Origin of the sequence: Zunongwangia endophytica (assembly GCF_030409505.1) — a bacterium.
Lineage (GTDB): Bacteria > Bacteroidota > Bacteroidia > Flavobacteriales > Flavobacteriaceae > Zunongwangia > Zunongwangia endophytica.
This window is the reverse complement of the sequence record NZ_JAUFPZ010000002.1, coordinates 22,284-47,976: the sequence shown is the minus strand read 5'-3', so window position 1 is coordinate 47,976 and position 25,693 is coordinate 22,284. Positions and strand designations below refer to the sequence as shown.

Genomic DNA, 25,693 nt, shown 5'->3' with positions numbered 1-25,693 from the left:
TTTTATTTGAATTTCTTTAATTCCTCTGCCATTTGCTGTTGCAAGATTTCTGCTTTTGCTGCAGCAACTTCAGCGAAATTATTATTTGTGGATGCATAAATAATCTTACGAGAGCTGTTTACTAACAAGCCTACATCTTTTGTCATTCCATATTTACAAACATCTTCAAGTTTACCTCCCTGAGCTCCTACTCCGGGTACTAATAGAAAACTTTCAGGAACGATTTTACGCACTTCTGCAAGATATTCTGCCTTCGTTGCTCCCACTACATACATCAAATTCTCTGAGTTTTCCCAGGTTTTAGAAGTCTCTAATACTCTTTTATAAATTTCAGTATCATCTGAAGTTAAGGTTTGGAAATCGTAGGCACCTTCATTCGAAGTTAAAGACAATAAAATAGTATGCTTATCTTCGAATTCTAAAAAAGGTTCTACTGAATCTTTTCCCATATAAGGAGCAACAGTAACCGAATCAAACCCCATATCCTTCAAGAAAGTCTTGGCATACATTTTTGAGGTATTACCAATATCTCCTCTTTTTGCATCTGCAATGGTATAAATTTCAGGATAGTTATCGTGTAGATAGTCAATCGTCTTTTGTAAGGCCTGCCAACCTTCTATACCGCAAGCTTCATAAAAAGCGGTATTTGGTTTATAAGCCACGCAAAATTGGTGCGTAGCATCTATAATGGCTTTATTAAAACTAAATATAGGATCTTCTTCGGAAAGCAGATAAGTTGGAATTTTTTTAAGATCCACATCCAGACCAATACATAAAAATGATTCTTTTTTTCTAATCTGCTCAACTAATTCCTGGGTAGTCATATTTAGTTTTTAGGGACATCGTAAAGATGCCGAATATTAAAATATATCTGAGTTCTCTTTAAGCTTCTCTGTATTCTCTACTAATCGAAGTTCGTCAATTATTTTTTGAATATCACCATTTACAATATTTGATAGATCATAAAGTGTAAGATTAATACGGTGATCTGTCACACGACCTTGTGGATAATTGTAAGTTCTAATTTTCGCACTACGGTCTCCACTAGATACCATAGAGTTTCTTTTAGCGGCATCGGCTTCCATCTTTTTGGCAAGTTCCATTTCGTACAGACGAGAACGTAACACTCTAAAGGCTTTTTCTTTATTTTTGTGCTGCGATTTTTGATCCTGACATTGCGCAACTAAACCGGTAGGTTCGTGCGTTAAACGAACAGCCGAATAGGTTGTATTCACCGATTGTCCACCAGGCCCTGAAGAACAGAAATAATCGATACGCACTTCTTTTGGATCAATTTGCACATCAAACTCCTCTGCTTCTGGCAACACCATCACGGTTGCTGCTGAAGTATGTACACGTCCCTGAGTTTCGGTTTGTGGTACACGTTGTACACGATGCACTCCCGCTTCAAACTTCATCGTTCCGTAAACATCCTCTCCAGAAACTTCAAAAATCATTTCTTTAAAACCTCCGCTGGTTCCTTCACTAAAGTCAACGATATTATGACTCCAACCCTTACTTTCTACATACTTCGTGTACATTCTGTAAAGATCGCCAGCAAAAATACTAGCTTCATCGCCACCGGTTCCTCCTCTAATTTCTAAAACAACGTTTTTGGCATCCTCTGGATCTTTAGGCACCAACATCATTCTTATTTTTTCCTCTAAAGCGGGTATTTCTACTTTTGCTTCCTCTTGCTGTAGCTTAGCCATTTCAGTCATTTCAGGATCGCTCCCATCTGAAATTATTTCTTCAGCTTCCTTAAGGTTATCAGTAAGTTCGATATATCTTTCACGCTCATCCATAAGCGCTCTAAGATCTTTATATTCTTTATTTAATTCTACATAACGTTTTTGATCTGAAATAATATCCGGTTGGATAATCAAATCATTTACCTCATCAAAACGTTGCTTAACAATATTTAGCTTCTCTAACATACAATTCTCAAGAATTTAATATAGCAAATTTACAATAATTTGATTGAACTTTTATATTCTCTAAACTTTACCTGATATTTTTCTTAATTTAGAAAAAATCACAATAAAGACGGTATCTATACTGTTCTATATAGATCATCAATCTAAAAAAGCATCTTCATGCCTTATCATTTTTTAGTCCTTTTTCAATTTTACCGCAAGTTTTTGATTCCGTCGCTATTACTCAACTTTCTAATCATAGCAATGGGAAGTCCCATTTTCATTTTATTTATAGACAAATTATTTATTGCTTTCATCATCTATTCGTTGTACAAATTCACTTCGCTCAAAAATAATCTCCACTTTTTTTACAATCTCGGCTTTAGTCGCTTACAAATTTTTAGTGTAGCCATACTTGCAGATCTGTTTTTACTTATTCTTTGTATTATCCCAATATACTTTTTATGATTTTTGAAATTGATAATGTAGAGCTCTATTACGATGAAAAGCCAATTTTAAAATCGGTATATCTAAAAGCTGAAACTGGAAAAATAACAGGATTATTAGGGCGAAATGGTAGCGGAAAAAGCAGCCTTTTGAAAATTTTCTTCGGAACCTTAAAACCAAAATACAAATTAATACGAGTTGATGGCCAACCCCTTCTAAAATCTTTCTACAAAACAGGAACTATCGCTATGCTTCCGCAGTTCCCTTTACTTCCTCCCACTATAAAAATGCAAAAACCTTTTGAATTATATGAAGTTGATTTTGGTGAATTTTGTGAGTTATTTTCAGAAATGAAAAGTAAAAATAATCAGAGAATAAGAGAACTTTCCGGTGGGGAACAACGAATTATTGAAATCTATCTGGTCTTGAAGAGAAATGTCAATATTGTGCTTCTGGACGAACCATTTGCGCAACTTTCTCCTTTAATGATCGAAAAATTTTCAACAATAATTCAAAAAGAAAAAGAACAGAAAGCAATTATAATTACAGACCATCGCTACGAAGCGATATTGGACATTTCAGATGATATTTATCTCTTTCAGAATAAACAATCCAGAATCGTAAATTCCAGATTAGAATTGACGAATTTGGGTTATTTACCAAGCTGATTTTTTGAAATTTAGTCAAAATAATTCTAATTTCTCTTTATAGGTAGTTGTCGCAAAGAGCGCAAGAAATCCAGATCCCAAGATATTAAAAATACGGTCTGGATAATTGAATATTGAAAAATCTAAATAATAAGATATAAAAAAGGAAAGATCAGAAAGAATCATCCATAGAACCGCGCCTAAGTAAAAAAGACTCTTTTTATTATTGAATCGATTATTATAAGAAACTGCAATGATCATCGTAATAATTGTTATCCCTGCAAAGCCATAAAAGGCTGCCTTCCCCAATTCTTCGTGATCATGAAGCGTCATCATACTTTCCAGCTCAAACAGCAAAAAGCAATTTATACCAACAAGTATAAGCCCAACAGCCAACTCTATTTTCGAAATCCGAAATCGATTTAATCTAACAAAACCAATACTACTTACAGTGATAAAGGCCAAACCTCTACTGATAAAGGCCGCTGCATTGAAAGTAGGATCTTCATAAAATATTACTGAAAAGTCACAAATAGCAAATAAGAAAAAAGCGAGAAATAATCTCCAACCATAAGTGTTGATAAATACTAAGGCAATTAAATAAAATGCAGAAGTAATGAAGCGCATCCATCGCCCAAACTCATCATCAAAAACTAATAGTGTCGTAAAATTTAGTAATACCCAAAAAACTATAGATAGTGCAATAAACCTTCTACTCTCTTCCATTTATCGGCCTCGTTTGGAGGCAAATATAAACAAAGGTTTAAGATAAAAAAGTAGCGAAATTGATGCTATCGCAATTTTCTTTGGCGTTAATCTTTATTTTTAGAGTGAAAAATTGAATTATTAATAATTAAACTCTCCAAATTCGCTATTAATAGTAAGTGATTTCTTATCTGAAGCTTCTACTCTTCCAACAATCTGTGCATCAATATTAAAAGATTTTGAAATCGCGATGATATCCTCAGCATGCTCTGGTTTCACGTAGATTTCCATACGATGTCCCATATTAAAAACCTGGTACATTTCTTTCCAATCGGTTTTACTTTCCTGCTGAATTAATTTGAAAAGCGGCGGAACTTCAAAAAGGTTATCCTTAACAATATGAAGATTGTCTATAAAATGAAGAATTTTGGTTTGCGCTCCTCCACTACAGTGCACCATTCCGTGGATTTCCTTATTGCTGAATTTCGATAATATTTTCTGAATTACGGGAGCATAAGTTCTGGTTGGCGATAACACCAATTTACCGGCATCAAGCGGAGCATCTTCAACGGTATCTGTTAATTTTTTGCTTCCGGAGTATACCAACTCATTCGGGATAGAAGCATCAAAACTTTCAGGATATTTTTCAGCTAAAATCTTTGCAAAAACATCGTGACGTGCAGAGGTTAAACCGTTACTGCCCATCCCTCCGTTGTATTCTTTCTCGTAAGTAGCCTGTCCATAAGAAGCTAAACCAACAATAACATCTCCCGGTTCAATATTTTTATTGTCGATTACTTCACTGCGCTTCATTCTAGCAGTTACCGTAGAATCTACAATAATAGTTCTTACCAAATCTCCAACATCTGCAGTTTCCCCACCGGTAGAATGAATTTCTACACCAAATTCTTTAAGATCGGCAATCAATTCTTCAGTTCCGTTAATAATTGCTGAAATTACTTCTCCCGGAACCAAACTTTTATTTCTACCAATTGTAGAAGAAAGTAAGATTTTATTAGTTGCACCAACACAAAGTAAGTCGTCAATATTCATGATCAAGGCATCTTGTGCAATACCTTTCCAAACCGAAAGATCTCCGGTTTCTTTCCAGTACATGTAAGCTAGTGAAGATTTTGTACCTGCTCCGTCGGCGTGCATAATTACGCAGTAATCTTCATCACCAGTTAGGTAATCGGGAACTATTTTACAAAATGCTTTAGGAAAAAGTCCTTTATCTACATTTTTAATCGCGTTGTGCACATCTTCTTTACCTGCTGAAACACCACGCTGACTATACCTTTTACTTACGTCCTGACTCATGAATTTGGTTTAGACGTCAAAGATAATCAGTTTTAAATTCTTTAAGAAGTTTATAAAAAGAAAAAGCCCTGCGTTTCGCAGAGCTTTTATGATTAAGTTATCTAATCCTATCTAGTAAACCACCTATAGGCGATCCCATGAGACTTTTGCTAGATACTTATTGCAAGGCAAGCCTTATATTTTTATTCTCGATTATCGAGTAAATAACAACTCTCTATATTTAGTAAGTGGCCAGATTTCATTATCAACCAGTAATTCTAATTTATCGCAATGGTAGCGAATTTCATCAAAAAACGGTTTTACTTCGTGACAATAAGATTCTGCTTTCTTCTGAATATCTTCGTATTTGTTCGCTACTTTTCGAGCTTCGATCATAGCGCTCACTTTACTGTTAATTACTGCGATATGGTTAGAAACTTTTTCAACCAAGTCTAATTGTTCTTCAGCGTACTTTTTAAAATCTTCGCCGTAGATACTTTTTAAACCAGTAACGTTTTTAATCAAAACATTTTGGTATCTAATTGCGGTTGGGATTACATGATTTCTTGCAATATCACCTAGCACTCTGCCTTCGATCTGGATGCGCATTGCGTATTCTTCCAATTCGATTTCGTGGCGAGCTTCAACTTCTACAGTATTCATCACTCCTAATTCTTCATAAAGCTTAATCGCTTTTTTAGAAATTTGAGCTTTTAATGCTTCTGGAGTGTTTTTATTATTGCTTAAGCCACGTTTTTCAGCCTCTTTTTCCCAAGCTTCTCCGTAACCATCACCTTCAAATCTAATCTTTTTACTTTTCTTGATATACTCTCTAAGAACATTGAAGATAGCATCGTCTTTCTTCATTTTCTTATCCTTAATCAGCTTATCAACCTCAACTTTAAAGTCTTTTAACTGCTTAGCCATTATCGCATTAAGTACTGTCATAGGATTTGCACAGTTGGCAGTAGATCCTACGGCTCTAAATTCAAATTTATTACCTGTAAATGCGAAAGAAGAAGTACGGTTACGATCGGTGTTATCTAAAAGAATTTCTGGAATTTTCCCTACAACATTTAGTTTCAATTCTGTTTTTTCCTGCGGAGATAATTTCCCGGAAGTTACTTTTTCCAACTCATCCAAGACAGCCGTTAACTGACTACCAATAAATACTGAAATAATTGCTGGTGGTGCTTCGTTCGCTCCTAAACGGTGATCGTTAGATGCACTTGCAATAGAAGCTCTTAATAATTCTTCATTATCGCAAACTGCTTTGATCGTATTAATGAAGAAGGTTAAAAACTGAAGATTCTTCATAGGAGTTTTACCGGGAGATAAAAGATTAATGCCCGTATCAGTTCCTAAAGACCAGTTATTGTGTTTTCCACTTCCGTTTATTCCGGCAAATGGTTTTTCGTGCATTAACACCACAAAATGGTGACGCTCGGCAATCTTATTCATCACATCCATAATTAATGAATTATGATCTACCGCAAGGTTAGCTTCCTCAAAAATTGGTGCTAACTCAAATTGATTTGGAGCAACTTCGTTATGTCTGGTTTTCACCGGAATTCCTAAACGCATACACTCGATCTCCAAATCTCTCATATAGGCTAAGACACGTGATGGAATAGATCCAAAATAATGATCGTCTAATTGCTGCCCTTTTGCTGGAGAATGTCCTAAAAGTGTACGACCTGCTAATTGAATATCTGGTCGAGTCGCTGCTAAAGCTGAATCTACAAGAAAATATTCCTGCTCCCAACCTAAAGTAGCATTCACCTTAGAAACATTTTTATCGAAATATTTTGCAACATCTGTTGCCGCCTGGTCTACTGCTTGTAAAGCTCTAAGAAGTGGTGTTTTATAGTCTAAAGCCTCGCCCGTATACGAAACAAAAACTGTTGGAATACATAAAGTTGTTCCCCAAATAAATGCCGGTGAAGTAGGATCCCATGCGGTATATCCTCGAGCTTCAAAGGTATTTCTAATTCCACCGTTTGGAAAACTGGAAGCATCTGGCTCTTGCTGAACCAAAGATCCTCCGCCAAATTTTTCTATCGCTAGTCCATCACCTATAGTTTCAAAAAATGCATCATGCTTTTCAGCTGTTGCTCCTGTTAAAGGCTGAAACCAGTGCGTATAATGAGTAACTCCCTTATTAATAGACCATTCTTTCATTCCAGCAGAAATATGATCGGCTACTGTTCGGTTAATTTTCGCTCCGGTCTTCACAGCATCCATCACATTATTATATGCTTCTTTGGTTAAATACTGCTTCATAACCGACTCATTAAAGACATTACTTCCAAAAATCGCTGAGCGCCTTCCTGGCTCTTCGATATTTACAGATTTTCGGTTAAAGGTTTCTTCTATTGCCTTAAATCTAAGTGTTGACATGTTAAGCTATTATGATTAATAAAATATTACGATCAAATTTAAATATTTCTCACTACAACACCTTGAAAAACATTAAATAATGTTTACCCCCTAAAAATTAGGGGGTATTATTTACAAATTGAAAATTCTCAATAAATGCACCCTAAAAAAATATACATTTTATTCAAAAAATTATATTTTTGTTAACCTTAGACGTTCAATTTTATAAAAAAACGAATTAGATTATGACCAAATCAAAGTTGGAGTATATATGGCTTGATGGTAGTAAGCCAACTCAGAAGTTACGTGGTAAAACAAAAGTAGTAACTGATTTTTCAGGAAAGTTAGAAGATTGTGAGGTATGGTCTTTTGATGGTTCTTCTACAGGACAAGCTGAAGGAAATGCTTCTGACTGTTTATTAAAGCCAGTATTTATATGTCCAGATCCACAACGTAAAAATGGATTCTTAGTAATGTGCGAAGTACTTAATTCAGATAGTACACCTCACGAAACTAATGGAAGAGCTACTATAGACGATGAGGATGATGATTTCTGGTTTGGATTTGAACAAGAATACTTCCTTATTGATACTGAAACAGGTAAACCTTTAGGTTTCCCAGCTAATGGATATCCACGACCACAAGGACCTTATTACTGTTCTGTAGGTGCAAACAATGCCTATGGTAGATCTATCGTTGAGGAGCATTTAGATGTTTGCCTTGAAGCTGGATTAAACGTAGAAGGTATTAATGGTGAGGTTGCTGCCGGACAGTGGGAATATCAAATTTTCGCTAAAGGAGCTGCAGCTGCTGGTGACGAGATTTGGGTTGCAAGATATTTGTTAGAAAGAATAGGTGAGCAATACGGAATTGCAATTGATCTTCATCCAAAACCATTAGGCGATTTAGATTGGAATGGTAGTGGTATGCACGCCAACTTCTCTAACTCAACTTTAAGAAATGCTGGAAACCGTGAAACTTACGAGAAAATTTGTGAAGCTTTCCGTCCAGTTGTAAAAGAACACATCGACGTTTACGGTGCAGATAACCACATGCGTTTAACTGGTAAGCACGAAACTGCTTCTATCCACGACTTTAGCTACGGAATTTCTGATCGTGGAGCATCAATCCGTATTCCAATCGCAACTGTAGAGCGCGGATGGAAAGGATGGTTAGAAGATAGAAGGCCATCTTCTAATGGTGATCCTTATAAAATTGCAAGCCGTATTATTAAGACGGTTAAAAATGCAGAATAAATAACAGATTTAGGCTAGATTGTAATAATCTTAGATTAGGCGTTTCTTTCAGAAACGCCTTTTTTATTGCACTAATTTTATTAAATACTGAAATTAGGCTGTTTGAAACAATTTTTCAATAAAGGCCAAAAATTGAAACAGAAGTACTAAAATCTGCAATCAGATCACCAAATAAGAATCAAGATTGGTGATTCAGACGACTAATTTATGGCGTCTCATGCTCTATTTTCTATTATCAAAAGCTGTTACCTAAAAATAGTGATATAAAGAAATACCGAATATCCGGTTAGAATAACTAGGCCTTTAACTCTTCCAAATAGAAATTTCTTCGGAATAAAAGCCATGGGAACTAGTATGAAAGAAAAGGCAATCATCCAATAAATATCATTGCTCAAAACTTCCTGAGATTGCATCACGATCGGTTTAATTAAAGCAGTTATACCTAATACTGAAGCTATATTAAAAATATTGGAACCTATCAAATTACCAAAAGATAGGGCTTTCTCTTTCTTTAAGGCTGCTATTACCGATGCAGCAAGCTCGGGAATACTGGTACCTATAGCGATCATTGTTACAGAAATAATTCTTTCACTAACGCCTAAGTCTCTCGCCAACGCAACCGATCCATCTACTAATAATTCTGATCCTCCATACAAGGCCGCTCCGCCAATTACTAACCAGATAATAATCTTAAACCAGGAAGTGCCTTCTAGGCTTTCATCTACCTCTTCTACTACATTTTCCTTTACCTTTCTACTACGAATAATCAAGAAAAGTAGATAAATTAGTAGTCCAAGTACTAAAGCTCCACCTTCTAACCGGTCTATATCTTCCCCATTAAGTAAGAAGAAAAATAATGCAAATGAAAAGATCATCATCACCGGCCAATTAAACTTATAGAAGTCACTATCTACCGCAATGGGAGAAATAAGCGCTGTGATCCCTAAAACCAAACCAATATTAGCAATATTAGAGCCGATAATATTCCCTAAAGAAATATCTGAAAATCCTTCCATCGCTGCCTGCAAGCTCACTAATAATTCTGGTGCTGATGTCGCAAAAGAAACTACCGTTAGCCCAATGACCATACGAGAGATATTCATCTTAAAAGAAAGAGCGACAGATGATCTTACTAAAAACTCACCACCTACCACTAATAACACTAAACCAATTAGTATGTAAACAATATCCATACACTTTTTTGTGCTAATATAACTTAAACTTTAAAGCTATTCTATTAATGAAATACTGAATTAAAAACTACACATATAGTTTAAAAACTAAAAAAACCGTTATATTTAATTTATGAAACGACTTTTACTCTTAGCTATTTTATTTTCATTTCATATTCAGGCTCAGGAAGTGTATACTGGAAGAGTTCTAAATGCAAAAGATTCAACAGCTGTTCAGTCGGTTTCAATTTATTTTGACGGTACCAGTCTTGGTACTGTTAGCAATACGAAAGGTTACTTCAAAATCGAGAATTCATCTTCTAACATTTCACCATTAATTTTTAGATCCATCGGATTTAAAACAAGGACAGTACCTAATATTTCAGTTTTCAAGGATAAAAATTATCCAATTGTTTTTCTTGAAGAAAGTATGGATGAGCTGGGCACGGTAGTCCTGGAAACCGATCCCTGGTCTCGCAAAAGAAAACTTAATTACTTCCGCAGAGAATTTTTGGGGCATACAACTGCTGCGTTAAAATGTAAAATATTGAATGAAGATGCGATTAAACTTAAATATACCCCTTCACAAAACGAACTCATTGCGTATGCGAAAGAACCGCTAATAATTAAAAATAATCATCTGGGCTATTTTATAGAATATGAGCTTATAGATTTTACTATCAAATTTAGTACAGGAAGTTCTGGTCTTTATTTGATTGAATACACCTTTTATGAAGGAAGCAGCTTTTATAAAGAACAAAATGAGAAACCAAGAAGACGCCATTTAAAAAATCGTGAGGAAGCTTTTGAAGGATCCTTGCTTCAGTTTATGCGCTCCCTATCAAAGAGAAACCTTGCTCAAGATGATTTTAGAATTTTCTACGAGAGATTTGAAGTACCACAATATAAGTATTTCGATATTCAGCAGGCAGATCAATTTACAAAAGTGGCAATGACAAAAGACACGATTAGCATACTGCATAAAAACCAGCAATCTGGTCTTATATATAAAAGTCCGTTTTATATTGACAAATTTGGAAACTTCACTCCTACTCGAGCTTTCAATATTTCTGGCGCAATGGGACAGGCGAGAATGTCCTTATCCTTACCACTAAATTACGCGCTTTAAAATAATTACTACTTTTTTAGTTTGAAAACTATTTTTTTCGTTATATTTATCATCTACATATCTGAAGATAGACATCGACATGGAAAAGTTAACGAATAAAGAAGAAGAAATTATGCGGATTATATGGAAGCTCGAGGAAGCTTTCGTTAAAGAAATTATCCCGCATATTAAAGAACAAAAACTTCATTATAATACGGTTTCTACCATCGTAAGAAATCTTGAAGAAAAAAAATATGTTTCTTATAAAGCCTACGGTAAAACGCATCAATATTATCCAATTATTACCAAAGAAGCGTATAGGAAACAGTTTATGAATATCGCTACTAAACGTTTTTTTGACAATAGTTATAAAAGCATGGTTTCCTTTTTTGCTAAAGAAGAAAAAATTAGTGCTGAAGAATTGAGAGAAATTCTAGAAATTATTGAAAATAAAGAGAAGCAATAAAACGTGCAATTTTGGATTTACATATTGAAACATTTTCTAATCCTGGCGTTATTTTTTGCCAGATATGAACTGCTTCTCAAAAATTCTATAAATTATACTGAATTTCTTTTATCAATATATCTACTTATAAGTTTTGGGTTTCTAATACGATGCTGTGTTAAGCTATTTCAGTTGAAGTGGCTTATTGCTTCTGCAGAAATCATTTCAGAAATAAAAAAGATCAAGCATTTCTTCATCCTGAAATCAAAAATTAAAGTTGCAGAAAAGAAAATCAAAAATCACCAATATCAATTATTTTCTAAGCCATTTAAGACGTTAGAATTTCCAGTTTTATTACTCATCAATCAAGAAACCGAACTATCATGATTAATCAACATACATTCGCTAGATTACGATCTCTAAAACTAAGTTTTCTGCTTCCTCTTCTTAGCATAATGTTTTACAGTTGCAATGTCGATGAAATCGAAACTATGGAACAATCGTCCCAATATTCTTTCTATTTTGAAAATGATATTAGTAAAAAAGAGCTGCAAAACCGGGTAAAATTATTTAACCAATTTTATAGAGACTCGGTTATTATAAAGATCTCAGAAATCTCTTATCTTAATGGTCAATTAGATAGCTATACTATTAGTAGAAAATTTCCCGATGAGACTAATTTTAAAATTGGTGCTACTTTAGAAAATCAGGCTTATAAAGACAAACGCCCTAACCTTTTAAGCTTTAAGAATCAGAAAATTATTTTAAGAACCAGCAGCAATTTTCGATTTGAATTATCAAAAGATCTTAACGCCGGTATTTACAAGACAGAAGATAAATAAAATATAAACCAGTAAGCATGCAAGAATTAATTTTCCATCTTTTAAAATCTTCAGCTTTAATTGCTATTTTCTATTTGGCTTACTTTATTTTGCTGAAACAGGAAACAAGTTTTATGCAAAACCGTAAGTTTCTTTTAGTAGGTTTGGCGACTTCTTTAGTTTTACCACTTATTTATCTCACTCAGCAAGAATACATAGAATTGCCGTCCACCGAGATACCATATACTGTTATGAATGGCGATTTTCAGCAGGAAAACACGGTAATCGAAGAACCAACAGATTGGTGGCAAATTGGTTTTTATGTTTACTTATTTGGTGTTTCAGTAATGAGCTTACGATTTGCTTTTCAGATCTACAGCCTAAAGAAGGTTATTAATTCTGGATTCTTAAAAAAATACAAGAATTTAAAATTGGTGAGAACGACTAAGGATATTAAACCCTTTTCATTCTTTAATAATATCGTTTACAATCCTAAAAAACATCAACAAAAAGACCTAAAATTAATCCTGAAGCATGAGCAAATCCATGCAAGACAGTGGCATTCTTTGGATGTGATCTTCATTTCTATACTCTGTGTGGTATTTTGGTTTAATCCGTTTATCTGGTTATACAAAAAAGTTATCGTCCAAAACTTAGAATTTCTAGCCGATCAAGATGCAGTAGCTACAATAGCCAGCAAAAAAGAATACCAAAAAGCGCTAGTTATGGCAAGTGTTGGTATGCAGCCGGCCATGACTAATCAGTTTTATCAATCATTCATCAAAAAACGTATTATTATGCTTAACAAATCGAAAAAGAAAAACACCTCGTGGAAGACTATTTTAGTAATTCCATTTTTATGCCTATTCCTTTATAGTTTCAATTTAAAGAAAGAAAGTGTAGTGCTCAACTCTTCAAAGGGAAATAGATCTCAGTATACTGATACCGTAGATAATCCTGAAATCACGGGAATTGGAAGTTATACTGAAACTGAAAAAAATAACACTTACAAATCACCAAAACGATCAATTTCACTTGAGGATTTAGGTGAAAATGCCTTATATATTTTGGACAACCAAAATTATAAAAGAGATGAACTTGAAGGTAAAACTATAGTTTATAAATCTATCCAAGTGATAGCACCCGAAACTGCAGTAAAACAATTTGGTGAAAAAGGAAAAGATGGCGTAGTTAAACTTTCTAAAACCGAATTTATTGAAGATTTTCAAACCTATTTAAAAGATATAGATAAAAAACAGGAAGCAATCCAACTTAAGTTTTTGAAATTCTTAGATAAGAAAACACCTTCTATTATTACTCTAAATAAAGAAAAAAGTACTGAGAAGACGGTTGAAGAAAGTTCGAAAGATAAAGAGCGTAGTACGATTAATGGCAAAGGTAAAGTAGCGACTACTTCTTCTAATATTTTAAATGATACTCTTTATATTCTGAATGGAGTTCCACAGAAGAGCAATGCTTTTCTTAATGATATTGAGAAAAATGACATAGAAAACATCACTTATCTTGAAGGTAAGAAAGCTAGGGCTCTTTACGGAAGCCGAGTTTCTAAATACGGTGTTAAACTCTATACCACAAAAGTTCAGGATAATTCACTGATTATAAAAAATCAAAAACAAGCAGATTCTAGCCATATTATAATCTTAAGAAATAATCACTTAATTGATGGAAAACCATTATTGGTTATTAACGGAAAAGTTGAAGAGCAAAAAACTCTTGAAAACATCAAGCCAAATGATATCATTTTTATTAATGTTTTGAAAGATAAAAAAGCCTCAGAAAAGTATAAAAATGATCGTGCAGTTAATGGTGTTATTGAAGTTTACACTAAAACCTTTAAAGGTAAATTACCTCAAAAATCAACAACTTTCGTATATACTATTCATCCTAATGAAACAGATGCCGCCATTCAGAATATCATCAAAGCTATCCAAGAGACCTATGATATTGAAATTAATATTAAAAAATTGAAGCGTGATGATTCAGGAATTCTTACTAATGTAAAAATCAAAGCCAGACATAAAGGTGCTTCTTTTTGGAATGTGACGTATAGCGCTTCCAGTAGTGATTCGATTGATGAGTTTTATATGATAATGGATACTGAAAAAGACGATTTCAAGATTACGAGTGAGAAACCTAAAAAGAAATAAAAATTCTAAAAAACAGCTTCTTTTTTACTGAATATCAATATTTTAATATCTTTGATAGAAACTGACTAAGAATGAAAAAGAAGCTGTTTACATCATTAGCGAAATTGAATAAAAAAATACTGCCAAGTTATTCTAAGAAGCAATTAGACCTGGCTAATGCTAGTAAATTACAAATGGCTATTATTGGTTGGAAAACGTGGGTTACTAAAAATTCTTTAGATTAAAGAAAACCATATTCTTCTGCTTTGTCCAAAATTAATTTATCCCCTAATTCTTCTATTTCAAAAAGCTTCCTAATATTTCTTTTTCGCTTTTCAATAGCAGCTAAGGAAAGCGGAATATAATCGACCAGATTTTTTGTTTTGGTTCCTTTAGAAAGATAATATAAGATTTTCCTATCGTTTTCATCTAAGGTAATATCTCGTGTCATTTGGCTTCTAAACAATTCGCGTACCGTCTTACTGTAAAAAGGAATACCGTTGTTTATCGATAGAATTGCTGCGCACAGTTCTGTAGAACCTACATCGCTTTTGATCATGAAAGCCTCAGGATTTATGCTTTTTAGAATATTCTGAAGTCTATATTTCTCATTGAACATCGTAAGCACAACCAACTTAGAATGTGGTGTGATTTCGCGAAATTTCATCCCCAAATCTTCCCCAGAAATTATTCTACCATCCTTGGATGCAGGGATTTTAATATCCAATATGATAATATCGAAAAATTGTTCGGCATTACGCACTTGTAATAAAGCAGTATCCACATCGTTGGCGGTCTGCACGAGAATCTCGTGCTTACAGGATTGCAACGTGCTTTTATAACCTTCTATAATTATCGGGTGATCATCTACAATCAACACTTTTAAGCGGTTAGCCATATTTTACGATTTTGATTAATAGGTATCTGTATACTTATCGCTGTGCCTTCTTCACTAGACTTAAAGTTTATTTTACCATTTAGATTATTAATTCTGGATTTCATATTTTTTAATCCTATACCTTTTGGTGTCGCATCAATGTCAAAGCCTGTTCCGTCGTCTTTGATCATTGCAAAAAGATGCGTATCCTGATTTTTGAAGACTACAATAACTTTTTGAGCCTGGGCATATTTCGTTACGTTATAAGTAGACTCTTGCAGAACTCTAAACAAGTTAATTTTAATTTTGCTACTTACCTTATCCCATTCGATATTAGGGTCATTATTTAAAACCACTTCGTATTTTCCTATTATAGACTGCTCATTTAATAGCTCGTTAAGAATACTTATAAATCCAGATCGAGAATCGAATATATTGGCATCCAAATCATGAGAAATACTGCGAACCTCTTCCCCTAGCTTTTTCAATTCAGCAATATAATTTGATCTGGTTTCCACCGACTCGGTATCCACTTTGCTATTCAGACTACTTAATATTAACCGAATTCCGAATATTTTTCCAAGTATTCCGTCATGCAATTCCGCAGCAATACGTTTTTTCTCCTTTTGACGACCTTCCTCTAATTTGTTTTGCTGGTCGATAAGCAAATTGTAGATTTCTTCGTTAGATTGTTGCTGTTGTTTCTCTAATTTCAACTGTTTGTTTTTAATCTTTTGATGGCGTACTACAAATCCAAGTATTACAATAATCAGCAGAAATCCTGCACCTAAGATTATCCATTTTCGCTGTGCATTCAAATATTTGTTCTGCTCAATAAATTCATCGGTCTCATAACGTATTCGTGCGAATTGATTACGAGCAGCTCGCTCTTCTTTTTCTAAGCTATCTTTTAAGTGTATATATCGCTCAAGATGCGCATAACTGTTAGCCTTATCTAATCGTGCCTGTAATCTTAAAGATTCCATTAAACCTTGCATATGCTCCCTTCGCTGAGCTAATATTCTGCTTTTATCGGCATATTTTAATGCCTTATTTTTGTCAATACCTTCGTAATATTCGGCAAGATGCATACTAGAAAAAATAGCACCGTCTTCATCACCTATAGCTTCTCTTAGATGCAGTGCTTTAAAAAAGTCTTCAGGAATATGTTCTTTCTTTCCTATTTTAAATTCAGCAAATGCACGGTTATCGATAATTTTAGCATAAACCTGAGGTTCTTCTTTTTCTAATTCTGAAAATTCTAATGCTTCAGCATAAACATTTATCGCATCGTCAAATCGCCCCATGTTTTCATAAAGCACACCTATATTATTTAATGTTGAAGCTTTCTGGTAGGTATTATTGCCTAATTCCTGCTGAATCTCGTAGGCTTTTTTATGGTAGTCTAATGAATTTTCAAAATCATTCATTTGGTTGTAAGCCACCGCCAGATTATTATAACAGCGATAAATGTATTCTTTTGCATCCAAAGGCTTTAAAACTTTTAAAGCTCTAACCGTAGTTACTTCGCTTCCCACATAATCTTTAATATCAGATTGAAGAATCGCCATATTTATTAGCAATCTCCCTCCCAATACTGGCTTGTCGTTTTTTAAATAAAGTTCACTTGCCTCTTGATAGGCATCGTAACTTTGACGATATCCACCAATTTCTGAATAAAAATATCCACGATCCCAAAAAGCGCCGGCAAGCCCTAAACTATCTTTTAGTTGTGTTGCATAAGCTATAGCCTTGGAATTGGCTTCTAAAAATAAAGCGGAATCTATCGAAGCTGCGTAATAAGAAGCATGCAGGTAATTTTTCTTTTTAAGCGTATCATCATTAAGTTTTGAAGTCTGAATTAAATATGCTTTCAGTTTCTCCTTTCTAACTTCTAAATCTAGAGAATCCAGCTTAAAATCGTCTGAAATTTCGATAGCATCCTTAGAAAAGGACTCATCCTGTGACTGGTATAGATCACAGGATGAAAGCATTAAGACTAATAGTAAAAATAAAAAATAATTCTTCTTCAATATTCAGTTGTTTAGATGCCCAAACTCTGAATTAAAAAATATTAATGTTGTCTCGTATTGATATATAGATTTGGGCATCGATCAATTTAAGAATTTAATCATAAATTTCTCAAATTTATTTTTGTTTAGAAGATTAATCTTGCTCTTCTTATTCAGGCGGATCTCTTCTTTCCTGTTCATTTTCCTCTCTTCCAGAAGAATCAGCATAAGTATCGATATCTATTATTTCAGATTCTTCAAGTGTTTCGGCATTAGATACAGGTAGAGCTTCAGGTTCGCAAGAATAAGTGACTGCCATTAGCGTTCCCAAAATTAGAAGTGTAAATAAATTTTTCATGGATGATTGTTTAATGTATTATTAAAAAAGTGAAGACATTCTCTTACAAAAGGATATGCTTGCGAGAGACAGAAAGGATAAATAAGAACACCCGGCACTTAGACATACATGCCATATTAATAAGTAGGTTTGGAGATTCTAAGAAAGTTTTCTCGCCGGGTGACTTTGGGCTAATTACATTTAAAAATAATGCTCTGTGGTTAGTATAAATATTCTAGAGCCTTCTCGTCGTCACCACCAAAATTTCCACTTTCGTTGGCGCTAAAACATGCTAACATTACAGAGTTCGCATCATACCCCGTCTCGGTACCCGGGATATGCACCGCTCCGTCTGGATTTGCAGATTCACCACTTTGGCCACAGCTCTGTCTAGAAAACCAATCGGTATGGCGCAATCCTAAAGTGTGTCCAATTTCGTGAGTGATTACATGTTCGTTGGTTGATGTACTATAGCTTTCCATTCCTGAAAAAATCTGTACAAATTTGTATGGATTTCCGCCTGATGGAAAACCGGCTACTCCACCAGCCTGTCCATTGCTAGTTTTATAAACAACAATGTCTGAAGAACTATAATTAGTACCGAAACTAAGATTGAAGGTTAGACCAATACTTAAATCGTTATAATTCGCTACAGCTCTTTGTAATGCCTGTTGCATTTTGTTGGAAAGATTTTGTCCATAGCCTGTACCCGTATAACCAATAACATTGATGGTTCTGGGACTACTAACCAAATTGTAAGTACGATACTGCTTACTGGTAATATCTGCGGTGCTAAGCTTATCTAATTGATCGGCAGACATTGCAATATCATTTTCAATTAAATAAGTGGTTTCTGTAGCACCTCCAGGTAAAGTAAGTTCGAAAGTTTCAATATAATCTGAATTGAAATGTAAATTGTTTACCTTTTCTATTACCTCTTTAGGAATTTGTGATGAACTTGGAGCCTCATTATTCAGCAATTCTTGAGTCTCTGGTGCTGTTTCATCTTTTTGACAGGAAGTAAAAAGCAGTCCTGTCGCTGCCAAAACGAGTGGTAGTTTGTTTAATTCCATTTAAGTAGGTTTTAAATTATATCTCAAATTTAACCTACTAGTTTCCAGTTGTTTGAAATTTAACCGTAGAATAAGTAAGGGAAAACCGTAATATAATATTCTCCAGTTTATACTAAAACTGAAAGCAAAAGCACCAATTTTCGACTATACTTCAAAAATTTATAAATCCCCTACCCCGCCAACTTTTCTAACTAATGCACCTAAGACAAGCTTCTGAAAGACAAAAACAAATTGCAACGATAATTACCTTTTTCACCATTCCACTTTCTGGGTTTATGACAGATATTTATTTGCCATCATTTCCATCGATGGCCGAGAATTTATCGGTTTCAGAAAAAAGTATTCAGCTTACGCTTACTTGCTTCTTTTTAAGCTATGGTTTTGCGCAATTGTTCGTAGGAAGTTTATTGGACAGTCTTGGGCGCTACAAACCTGTGTTATTTTCATTAATTGCTCTAATTATTAGTAGCCTTGCTATTACATGGACAGATCAGGTTTGGGTTATTTGCTTTTGGCGAATCGTACAGGGATTAGGAACATCGTTTATCGTGGTCGCAAAGCGAGCTTATTTTGTAGACCTTTATGATGAAGTAAAACGAAAACATTTTTTAAGCTTTTTTACCATCGTATGGTCTTGCGGGCCGATAATTGCTCCTTTTCTTGGTGGTTATCTGGAAAGCTTGTTTGATTGGCAGGCAAATTTTTACTTTTTAGCGATATATGCCGCAATTCTATTTTTTGCTGAATTAATTTTTAGTGGAGAAACGATTAGAAATGTCAAGAAATTTAATCTGAAAAAAACATCAATGCTTTATGCCGTAATGCTGAAGAATAAGGCGTTTGTTTTAGGAATCTTGATTTTAGGATTAGCTTATTCAACCGTGATGGTATTTAATATCGCTGGCCCGTTTGTGGTAGAACATCATTTTGGATTTGATGCAGTAACTACGGGGTATTGTACGCTAATCTTAGGAATATCCTGGATGATTGGCGGAATTTTAAGTAAGACCTTTGCTAGCCAAAATTTTCCTCAGAAATTACGAATTTCAGCTTTCGCACAAATTGTGCTTTTACTCGTGTTTATAGCCGCGGCAACGCAATTAGATCATCTTTACCTTTTAATTGCTTTTGCTTTTGTGATCCATATCGTTTCTGGGTTTATTTTTACCAACTACTTTACCCAAAACATGATTTATTTCCCTAGCAATGCTGGTATCGCTGGTGGACTTATTGGTGGATTGCTCTATATTATTACATCAATCTCAAGTTTCGTAATATCTTCTTCAGGGGAAATCGCCACTACTTTCGATATGTCACTGCGTTACCTTGGCGTGGGAATTCCATTAATTTTGGTTATTTTTTACTCAACTTTTTTAATTCTGAAAAACAACAAAAGAAAGGGAATAGCAAAAAATCATTAAAAAAAAAAGGGATCGAAGCTTAAAAGCAACGATCCCTTTTTTTATATCTAAAATCGATTATTCTTTTACTTATAATTCTCTAAACCTTCTTGTAGCCATCCCAAATAAGATTCTATATCTGGATCGTAAGCTGTTGGTTTATTCAAGTTATTCCCCTCATTATCGATTAACACGTAATAAGGTTGAGCATTTGCTTTATAATTTTTTATCTGAAAATCACTCCACTTATTCCCTATAGTTTCAATTTCTTTTCCTGTAGTTTCAGAAACATATTTTTCTTCTTCAGGCAATTCTTTTTTGTCATCAACATAAAGCGAAATAAGTACCACATCGTTTTTAAGGACTTGGCTAACCTGAGGATCTGGCCAAACGCGTTCTTCCATTTTACGGCAATTAACGCACGCATAACCTGTAAAATCCAACATCACCGGTTTGTTCTGACTTTTTGCATAAGCCATTCCTTCTTCATAATCCTTAAACATAACGATGTCTAAAGGACCAAGCTCGGCATTTGGAGGAAGTTCTTCGGCTGGACCACTAATACTTCCTTTGCTATTTCCTACACCGTAAGGAGATTCGCTATACTGCATTGGTGGAGGGAAACCACTAATCCATTGTAATGGAGCACCCCAAAGACCAGGAATTAGATAAACTACAAAAGCTAAAGTTAATAATCCTAAAGTTAATCTTCCTACTGAAATATGTGGTAAAGGACTATCATGCGGCAATGTGATTTTCCCGAATAAGTATAATGCAAGTCCGGCAAAAACTGCAATCCAAATCGCTAAAAAGGTTTCTCTTTCTAACAGATGAAGTTGTAAAACCAAATCGGCATTACTTAAAAATTTAAATGCTAGTGCAAGCTCTAAAAATCCTAATACTACTTTTACTGTATTTAGCCATCCACCAGATTTGGGAAGCGAATTTAACCAACCTGGGAATGCTGCAAATAAAGCAAATGGCAATGCGATTGCAGTTGAAAATCCAAGCATTCCTACAATAGGTGCAATACCTCCTTTAGATGCTGCTTCTACAAGTAAAGTACCTACGATAGGTCCTGTACAGGAGAAAGAAACAATAGCTAATGCCAGCGCCATAAAAAAGATACCTACAATCCCACCTCGATCGGCTTGAGAATCAATTTTATTAGCCCAAGAATTTGGTAACATGATCTCGAAAGCTCCCAAAAATGAAAAAGCAAAAAAGATCAATAAAATGAAGAATATGACATTGAACCATACATTTGTAGAAAGGGCATTAAGCGCATCTGCTCCAAAAATCCCGGTTACTACAGAGCCTAAAATCACATAAATTATGATAATAAATAATCCATAGAAAATGGCATTTCTAATTCCCGAAGCACGACTTTTACTTTGTTTGGTAAAAAAGCTTACCGTCATAGGAATCATAGGGAAAACACATGGGGTAAGTAAAGCCGCAAAACCGCCTAGAAAACTTAATATAAAAATTGACCAAAGGCTTTCTGAATTTTCACTTTCTCCATCTACTTCTTCAGTTGTAATAGTATCTTCATTAGCATCTTCAGCGCTATTATCAGTTTTGGCAACAGCATCAACCATATCTCCAGACACCTGCGGACTAATATTTTCTTCAACGGATTCTTTATCTTGTTCTACAGATTTTTCGGAATCAGTAGTCTCTCCATCGGTATTTGGTTCTTCATCTAAATCTGCCGCGGAAGCAACTTCCGTATTATTCAATTTAGAAAATTTAAATACTACATTTTTCTGTGTAGGTGGCAAACAACTTTCGTCGTTACAAACCATAAATTCGACCGAACCTTTTATTTGAAAAGCACCTTGAGACTTGCGTTCTATAATTTGCTTAAAAGTGGCTTTATCTGAGAAATATTTGATTTCCATTTCAAAAATAGGATCGTCTATAACATGACCTTCAGGCTCGATAACTTCGCCTTTTAGAGCATAGTTATCATTAGATGAAAATTGAAATGAAGTAGGAATAGGACCACCAGAAGGTACATCTTGCGAATATAAATGCCAACCGGGTTCGATAAAAGCATTAATTATTAAGGCGTACTGATTTTCGTTTACTTTTTCAACAGAAGTTTCAAAAGATACAGGATCATAAATTTGCGCCTGTGAGAATGTTGAAAAAAATAGAAGGATACTGGCAATAACTATTTTCATTGAAGACTATTTAATTGAAATTACTTTGTTTGATAAACTTTATGTATCCACTTAGTGATATCTGCAAGAACTTCTGGCGCGAAAACTTCTTCAAGTTCGCTTTGTTCTGAAGCAATACAGGTATGACAGTGTTGATACATATGGTTTAGGTTTGGATAGATTTTCGATGCAAAATTAGTTGATTTTGATAGATATTTCTGGAATCCAGCGACATTTTCTTCGGCGGGCACCTGAATATCCTCTGCTCCATTTAAAACCATTACAGGAATTTCAATTTTGGGCAAATAATCTTTAGGATTATAACGAATCATGTATTGATACGCATCTTTTTTTGCTTCCTTGTGAAATCTATAAATCAAATTTTTTTCACGGCCATTGGCCAATCCCATACTTTTTAGTAAATCTTCATCTTTATCCTGCATCCAATTATTTACCGCTTGTTCTAACTGCAGCTTTAAACTATCCTCTTCTTGGAGATTATAAACCGTTTTAAATAAAAAATTATACAATTCCATGTGATGTTCTACCAGGGAATCTTCAATATTCATAGATTTTAGTATCGCGCTGTTCTGTAGATCCAGAATTTGTAGTCCGTTAACTCCCACGCCAGAGAGACTCAGCATAAATTCAAAATCCTTATTTCTGGAAGCAGCAATAGAAGCCACTACTCCGCCCTCACTATGACCAATTATTCCCAAAAAGGAATGATCTATTTTATCCTGAGATTTTATAAAAGACTTTGCAGCTTCAAGATCCTGGACAAAATCTTCAATTGTTGAATGCTCAAAATCTCCGGTAGTTTCTCCAATGCCGCGATCGTCCATTCTAAAAGAAGCTATTCCTTCTCTGGCTAAAGCATCCGCAAGCACTGTAAAAAACTGATGCCCGGCATAGGTGTAGTTCCGTTCTTGTTGTCCACTTCCATTCAGCAAAAAAACTAATGGATAATGCTTTTTATGTTTAGGTAGCACCAACGTTCCACTATAAGTTACATTTGTTTTCTCACTATAAAATGTTACTTCTTTATTAATGTAAGGTAATATTCCTTTGGGATGCTGCGGAAAAGTAAGCGACTGTAAACTATCTGTTGAAATTAACTTTACTTGATGGATCCCAGTGTAATCGATATAATTAGCTCGCAAAGAATCCTGACTCAAATCACCCAATATCGTCTCGATTTTGAGACTGATATTATAATTCTCGTTCACTAAAAAAAGAGAATCCCCCTTCTTTTCTTGTTGAAGGGGGAGTTTTTTATACATATGTTCCGGACTACTTAAATAAAGTGAGTCTAAACCCTCTGAAATCGTTACTTTTTCTAACAAAATCCTTTTTGAATTGTACTGTCCTTGCCAAAGTTCCTGAGAATGACCAACAGCTGCAATAGAAAAGATTGAAAGGATTACAAGTTGCTTTATTTTAAGCATTAAGGTTTATTTTTCAGATTTCAAATATTCGATTATGATAGAAATTTCGTCTGCAAGCTCGCTTGGGCTTCCTGAGTAACCAGTAGATCGCCATCTTAATTTTCCATGTTGATCTATGATCATTTTTTGTGGAATTCCTGAAAATTCGAATGCTTTTGAATATTTAGCATAAGTATCGTCGAACTTACCTGATTCGGGATTTTTAGCGTCGTAAAGAATCTCGAAAGGATAATTGTTTTCCTCGATAAATTCTACTGTTTGCTTTTTATAATCTGAAATGTATTCCTGAGTATCTAGGAAGTAAAATTGTACATTTTTATCTTCAGAATATTTATCTACCGCCATCTTCATGCCGGGCATTGCTTTTTTACAAGGGGCACACCACGTAGCCCACATATCGATAATTACGATTTTTCCTTTTTGAGCAGACAACTTTACTGTTCCTCCTAAAGAGCTTTCCAGTTCAAAATCTTCAATAGGTTTATTAATTATTTCAGCAATCAATTCTTCTTTAAATTGATCTTGAGAATCGCCAGATTTAATAGCGCTTACGTAATCTTCAAAATTGGCGTTGCTCCCATTCTGTGCTAAAAAATCTTCCTTAAGTATAGAAAGCATTTGCGCTGTAGCATTATTACGCGAAAGGCTTTCTTTAATAAAATTAATCGCTGCTTCTTTATTACCCTGTCTTAGTAAATAATCTGCATAAAGCTCATTAAAATCTGTATTTTCATAAATATAGAATGATTTTACTTTTTCTAAATAATGATCTTCAGCTTCGTAATCTTTTAATTCATCAAGAATTTTAGCGTAGGTTAAATATTCTCGAGCAGATGCTTCCTGTGCTTTTTGTTTCCATTCCAGAATCGATAATTTCCCTTCGTATCTTTTAGGAATCTCTTTTTCTCGAACTTCTAATTCAGGTATGATTTTGCTTGCAATAGTATTTAAACTATCCACTGCTATAGACTCGTTATTATACGGAATACTTACAAAATGCCAGCTATAATCTACCAGATTATAAAAACCTGCATCTTTTAGATTGTCGAACACAAAGCTATAATTTCCGTTTTCTGTAATGTATCTATAAGCTATACTTCTGTATAATTTGTCGTAATACAAATCTTCAGTAAATGTAAAGACATCTTTAAAATCCTCTTTAGGAAAATTAGATTGAAATTCTTCAAATTCACGGATCTTTTTCTGAATATCACTTTCAGTAAACAAACGCTTCATCTCATTATCCCTTGCTAAAACTCCTTTAGGATATGTTTTCAGTAAAGCATCATTTACAGAATCAATAAAAGATTTATACTTTTCTGTATCTAATAACTGAAGTGATTTCTGAATTTTATATTGCTGAAGTTTAGTAAGATCCTGCTCTAAAATATGCTTAATTTCATTCTGAATTCGATTGCTATGATCACCTTCTTTCGAATCTTGCATTAATTTTAGTCCTTCGTAAAAATATAGATTTCGGCTTTCAGGAAATTTCTGTATTTCTTTATTGATCCACATTAATCCAATCTCGCTAGAGATATAAGCGCTATCGTCTACTATTGCAATACTTTCCTCTTGGAAAATTTTAGATCTTAAAATACCCCAGCTAGCATAAGAGCCCGGCTCTTTATCGAGTAACCAGGAATAAGTAGTTGTGCCACCTCTATCTACTAAAGTATCCGATTTAAAAACACAGCTTATAAGGGCTGTATTTTCAGGTAACGTAAAGGAGGTTTTCCAATGATTATCTTCGGTTTCCTGAAAAGTTAGATCGCTAGCCGACCATTGATGATCTGCATTTACATAGATCACCGCCTGAATGTCTTTAGCGTCTTTTAATACTGTATTCTCTGAGTTATAGTTTAACGCAACCTGATCTCCTGGATTAGGTAGTTTTGGACTTACAGAAAAAATTGGTTCGGTTTGCTGGGCATTTATAGTGAACTGCACTAATAGTATACCTAGCAATATTTTTATTTTTCGCATATTTTTATGAATCTAATTAAGTCCCCGGCTAATCCCGGGGACTATTATTT

21 protein-coding genes are annotated in these 25,693 nt (G+C 34.4%); 8 read left to right on the top strand and 13 right to left on the bottom strand.

Annotated features, from left to right (window positions below; all coding sequences use genetic code 11):
- Positions 1 to 2: 2 nt before the first annotated feature.
- Together pyrF and prfA are read right to left on the bottom strand one after the other, a co-directional pair.
- Positions 3 to 824 carry an orotidine-5'-phosphate decarboxylase gene (gene pyrF / locus QWY91_RS00360; protein ID WP_290230547.1) on the bottom strand — a complete coding sequence of 274 codons (822 nt, stop codon included), beginning with the start codon at positions 822 to 824 and terminating at the stop codon, positions 3 to 5.
- Positions 825 to 860: 36 nt separating this feature from the next.
- Positions 861 to 1,937 (bottom strand): peptide chain release factor 1, encoded by a 1,077-nt coding sequence (prfA, locus tag QWY91_RS00355; RefSeq protein WP_290230544.1) that lies wholly within the window; start codon positions 1,935 to 1,937, stop codon positions 861 to 863.
- 443 nt (positions 1,938 to 2,380) lie between these two features.
- Here prfA and QWY91_RS00350 point away from each other — a divergent pair, with 443 nt between their 5' ends.
- Complete coding sequence (locus tag QWY91_RS00350) at positions 2,381 to 3,031, top strand: ATP-binding cassette domain-containing protein (RefSeq protein ID WP_290230543.1); 651 nt, start codon at positions 2,381 to 2,383, stop codon at positions 3,029 to 3,031.
- Between the two features lie 15 nt (positions 3,032 to 3,046).
- On the opposite strand, the gene QWY91_RS00345 is transcribed toward QWY91_RS00350, so the two are convergent.
- The 3 genes from QWY91_RS00345 to QWY91_RS00335 all read right to left on the bottom strand — a co-directional run bounded on the left by QWY91_RS00345 (position 3,047) and on the right by QWY91_RS00335 (position 7,414).
- Positions 3,047 to 3,736: a hypothetical protein gene (locus QWY91_RS00345; protein WP_290230541.1), complete on the bottom strand. Its 690-nt coding sequence runs from the start codon at positions 3,734 to 3,736 to the stop codon at positions 3,047 to 3,049.
- A 120-nt stretch (positions 3,737 to 3,856) separates the two neighbouring features.
- Positions 3,857 to 5,035 (bottom strand): AIR synthase related protein, encoded by a 1,179-nt coding sequence (locus tag QWY91_RS00340; RefSeq protein WP_290230539.1) that lies wholly within the window; start codon positions 5,033 to 5,035, stop codon positions 3,857 to 3,859.
- A gap of 192 nt (positions 5,036 to 5,227) precedes the next feature.
- Complete coding sequence (locus tag QWY91_RS00335) at positions 5,228 to 7,414, bottom strand: glutamine synthetase III family protein (RefSeq protein ID WP_290230537.1); 2,187 nt, start codon at positions 7,412 to 7,414, stop codon at positions 5,228 to 5,230.
- A 224-nt stretch (positions 7,415 to 7,638) separates the two neighbouring features.
- On the opposite strand from QWY91_RS00335, the gene QWY91_RS00330 reads away from it, so the two are divergent.
- Complete coding sequence (locus tag QWY91_RS00330; protein WP_290230535.1) at positions 7,639 to 8,649, top strand: glutamine synthetase beta-grasp domain-containing protein; 1,011 nt, start codon at positions 7,639 to 7,641, stop codon at positions 8,647 to 8,649.
- A 245-nt stretch (positions 8,650 to 8,894) separates the two neighbouring features.
- On the opposite strand, the gene QWY91_RS00325 is transcribed toward QWY91_RS00330, so the two are convergent.
- Positions 8,895 to 9,842, bottom strand: a complete 948-nt coding sequence (locus QWY91_RS00325; RefSeq protein WP_290230533.1) for a calcium/sodium antiporter — start codon at positions 9,840 to 9,842, stop codon at positions 8,895 to 8,897.
- Positions 9,843 to 9,954: 112 nt separating this feature from the next.
- Between QWY91_RS00325 and QWY91_RS00320 the strand changes: the two genes are divergently transcribed.
- From QWY91_RS00320 to QWY91_RS00300, 5 genes are all read left to right on the top strand, one after another.
- Positions 9,955 to 10,950: a carboxypeptidase-like regulatory domain-containing protein gene (locus QWY91_RS00320; protein ID WP_290230531.1), complete on the top strand. Its 996-nt coding sequence runs from the start codon at positions 9,955 to 9,957 to the stop codon at positions 10,948 to 10,950.
- A 79-nt stretch (positions 10,951 to 11,029) separates the two neighbouring features.
- Positions 11,030 to 11,395, top strand: a complete 366-nt coding sequence (locus QWY91_RS00315; RefSeq protein ID WP_290230530.1) for a BlaI/MecI/CopY family transcriptional regulator — start codon at positions 11,030 to 11,032, stop codon at positions 11,393 to 11,395.
- Between the two features lie 470 nt (positions 11,396 to 11,865).
- The gene (locus QWY91_RS00310; protein ID WP_290230528.1) at positions 11,866 to 12,216 is read left to right on the top strand and encodes a hypothetical protein; all 351 of its coding nucleotides are present in this window, start codon (positions 11,866 to 11,868) and stop codon (positions 12,214 to 12,216) included.
- A gap of 17 nt (positions 12,217 to 12,233) precedes the next feature.
- Positions 12,234 to 14,363, top strand: a complete 2,130-nt coding sequence (locus QWY91_RS00305; RefSeq protein ID WP_290230526.1) for a M56 family metallopeptidase — start codon at positions 12,234 to 12,236, stop codon at positions 14,361 to 14,363.
- A 71-nt stretch (positions 14,364 to 14,434) separates the two neighbouring features.
- Positions 14,435 to 14,587 (top strand): SsrA-binding protein, encoded by a 153-nt coding sequence (locus tag QWY91_RS00300; protein WP_290230524.1) that lies wholly within the window; start codon positions 14,435 to 14,437, stop codon positions 14,585 to 14,587.
- On the opposite strand, the gene QWY91_RS00295 is transcribed toward QWY91_RS00300, so the two are convergent.
- From QWY91_RS00295 to QWY91_RS00280, 4 genes are all read right to left on the bottom strand, one after another.
- Positions 14,584 to 15,240: a response regulator gene (locus QWY91_RS00295; RefSeq protein WP_290230522.1), complete on the bottom strand. Its 657-nt coding sequence runs from the start codon at positions 15,238 to 15,240 to the stop codon at positions 14,584 to 14,586. The two genes, QWY91_RS00300 and QWY91_RS00295, sit on opposite strands and share 4 nt — an antisense overlap.
- Positions 15,225 to 17,252, bottom strand: coding sequence for a tetratricopeptide repeat-containing sensor histidine kinase (locus QWY91_RS00290; RefSeq protein ID WP_290230520.1), 2,028 nt, complete (start codon positions 17,250 to 17,252; stop codon positions 15,225 to 15,227). The genes QWY91_RS00295 and QWY91_RS00290 overlap by 16 nt, the downstream gene beginning before the upstream one ends.
- A 148-nt stretch (positions 17,253 to 17,400) precedes the next feature.
- A complete protein-coding gene (locus QWY91_RS00285) occupies positions 17,401 to 17,589 on the bottom strand; it encodes a hypothetical protein (protein ID WP_290230519.1) in 189 nt (62 codons plus the stop codon).
- A gap of 200 nt (positions 17,590 to 17,789) precedes the next feature.
- The gene (locus QWY91_RS00280) at positions 17,790 to 18,641 is read right to left on the bottom strand and encodes a M57 family metalloprotease (protein WP_290230517.1); all 852 of its coding nucleotides are present in this window, start codon (positions 18,639 to 18,641) and stop codon (positions 17,790 to 17,792) included.
- 194 nt (positions 18,642 to 18,835) lie between these two features.
- On the opposite strand from QWY91_RS00280, the gene QWY91_RS00275 reads away from it, so the two are divergent.
- Complete coding sequence (locus QWY91_RS00275; protein WP_290230516.1) at positions 18,836 to 20,062, top strand: MFS transporter; 1,227 nt, start codon at positions 18,836 to 18,838, stop codon at positions 20,060 to 20,062.
- A 65-nt stretch (positions 20,063 to 20,127) separates the two neighbouring features.
- On the opposite strand, the gene QWY91_RS00270 is transcribed toward QWY91_RS00275, so the two are convergent.
- The 3 genes from QWY91_RS00270 to QWY91_RS00260 are packed head-to-tail and all read right to left on the bottom strand — an operon-like array spanning position 20,128 to position 25,643.
- Positions 20,128 to 22,230 carry a protein-disulfide reductase DsbD family protein gene (locus tag QWY91_RS00270; protein WP_290230513.1) on the bottom strand — a complete coding sequence of 701 codons (2,103 nt, stop codon included), beginning with the start codon at positions 22,228 to 22,230 and terminating at the stop codon, positions 20,128 to 20,130.
- A gap of 20 nt (positions 22,231 to 22,250) precedes the next feature.
- Positions 22,251 to 23,657, bottom strand: coding sequence for an alpha/beta hydrolase family protein (locus tag QWY91_RS00265; RefSeq protein ID WP_290230512.1), 1,407 nt, complete (start codon positions 23,655 to 23,657; stop codon positions 22,251 to 22,253).
- Between the two features lie 6 nt (positions 23,658 to 23,663).
- Positions 23,664 to 25,643 (bottom strand): TlpA disulfide reductase family protein, encoded by a 1,980-nt coding sequence (locus QWY91_RS00260; protein WP_290230509.1) that lies wholly within the window; start codon positions 25,641 to 25,643, stop codon positions 23,664 to 23,666.
- Positions 25,644 to 25,693 lie beyond the last annotated feature (50 nt).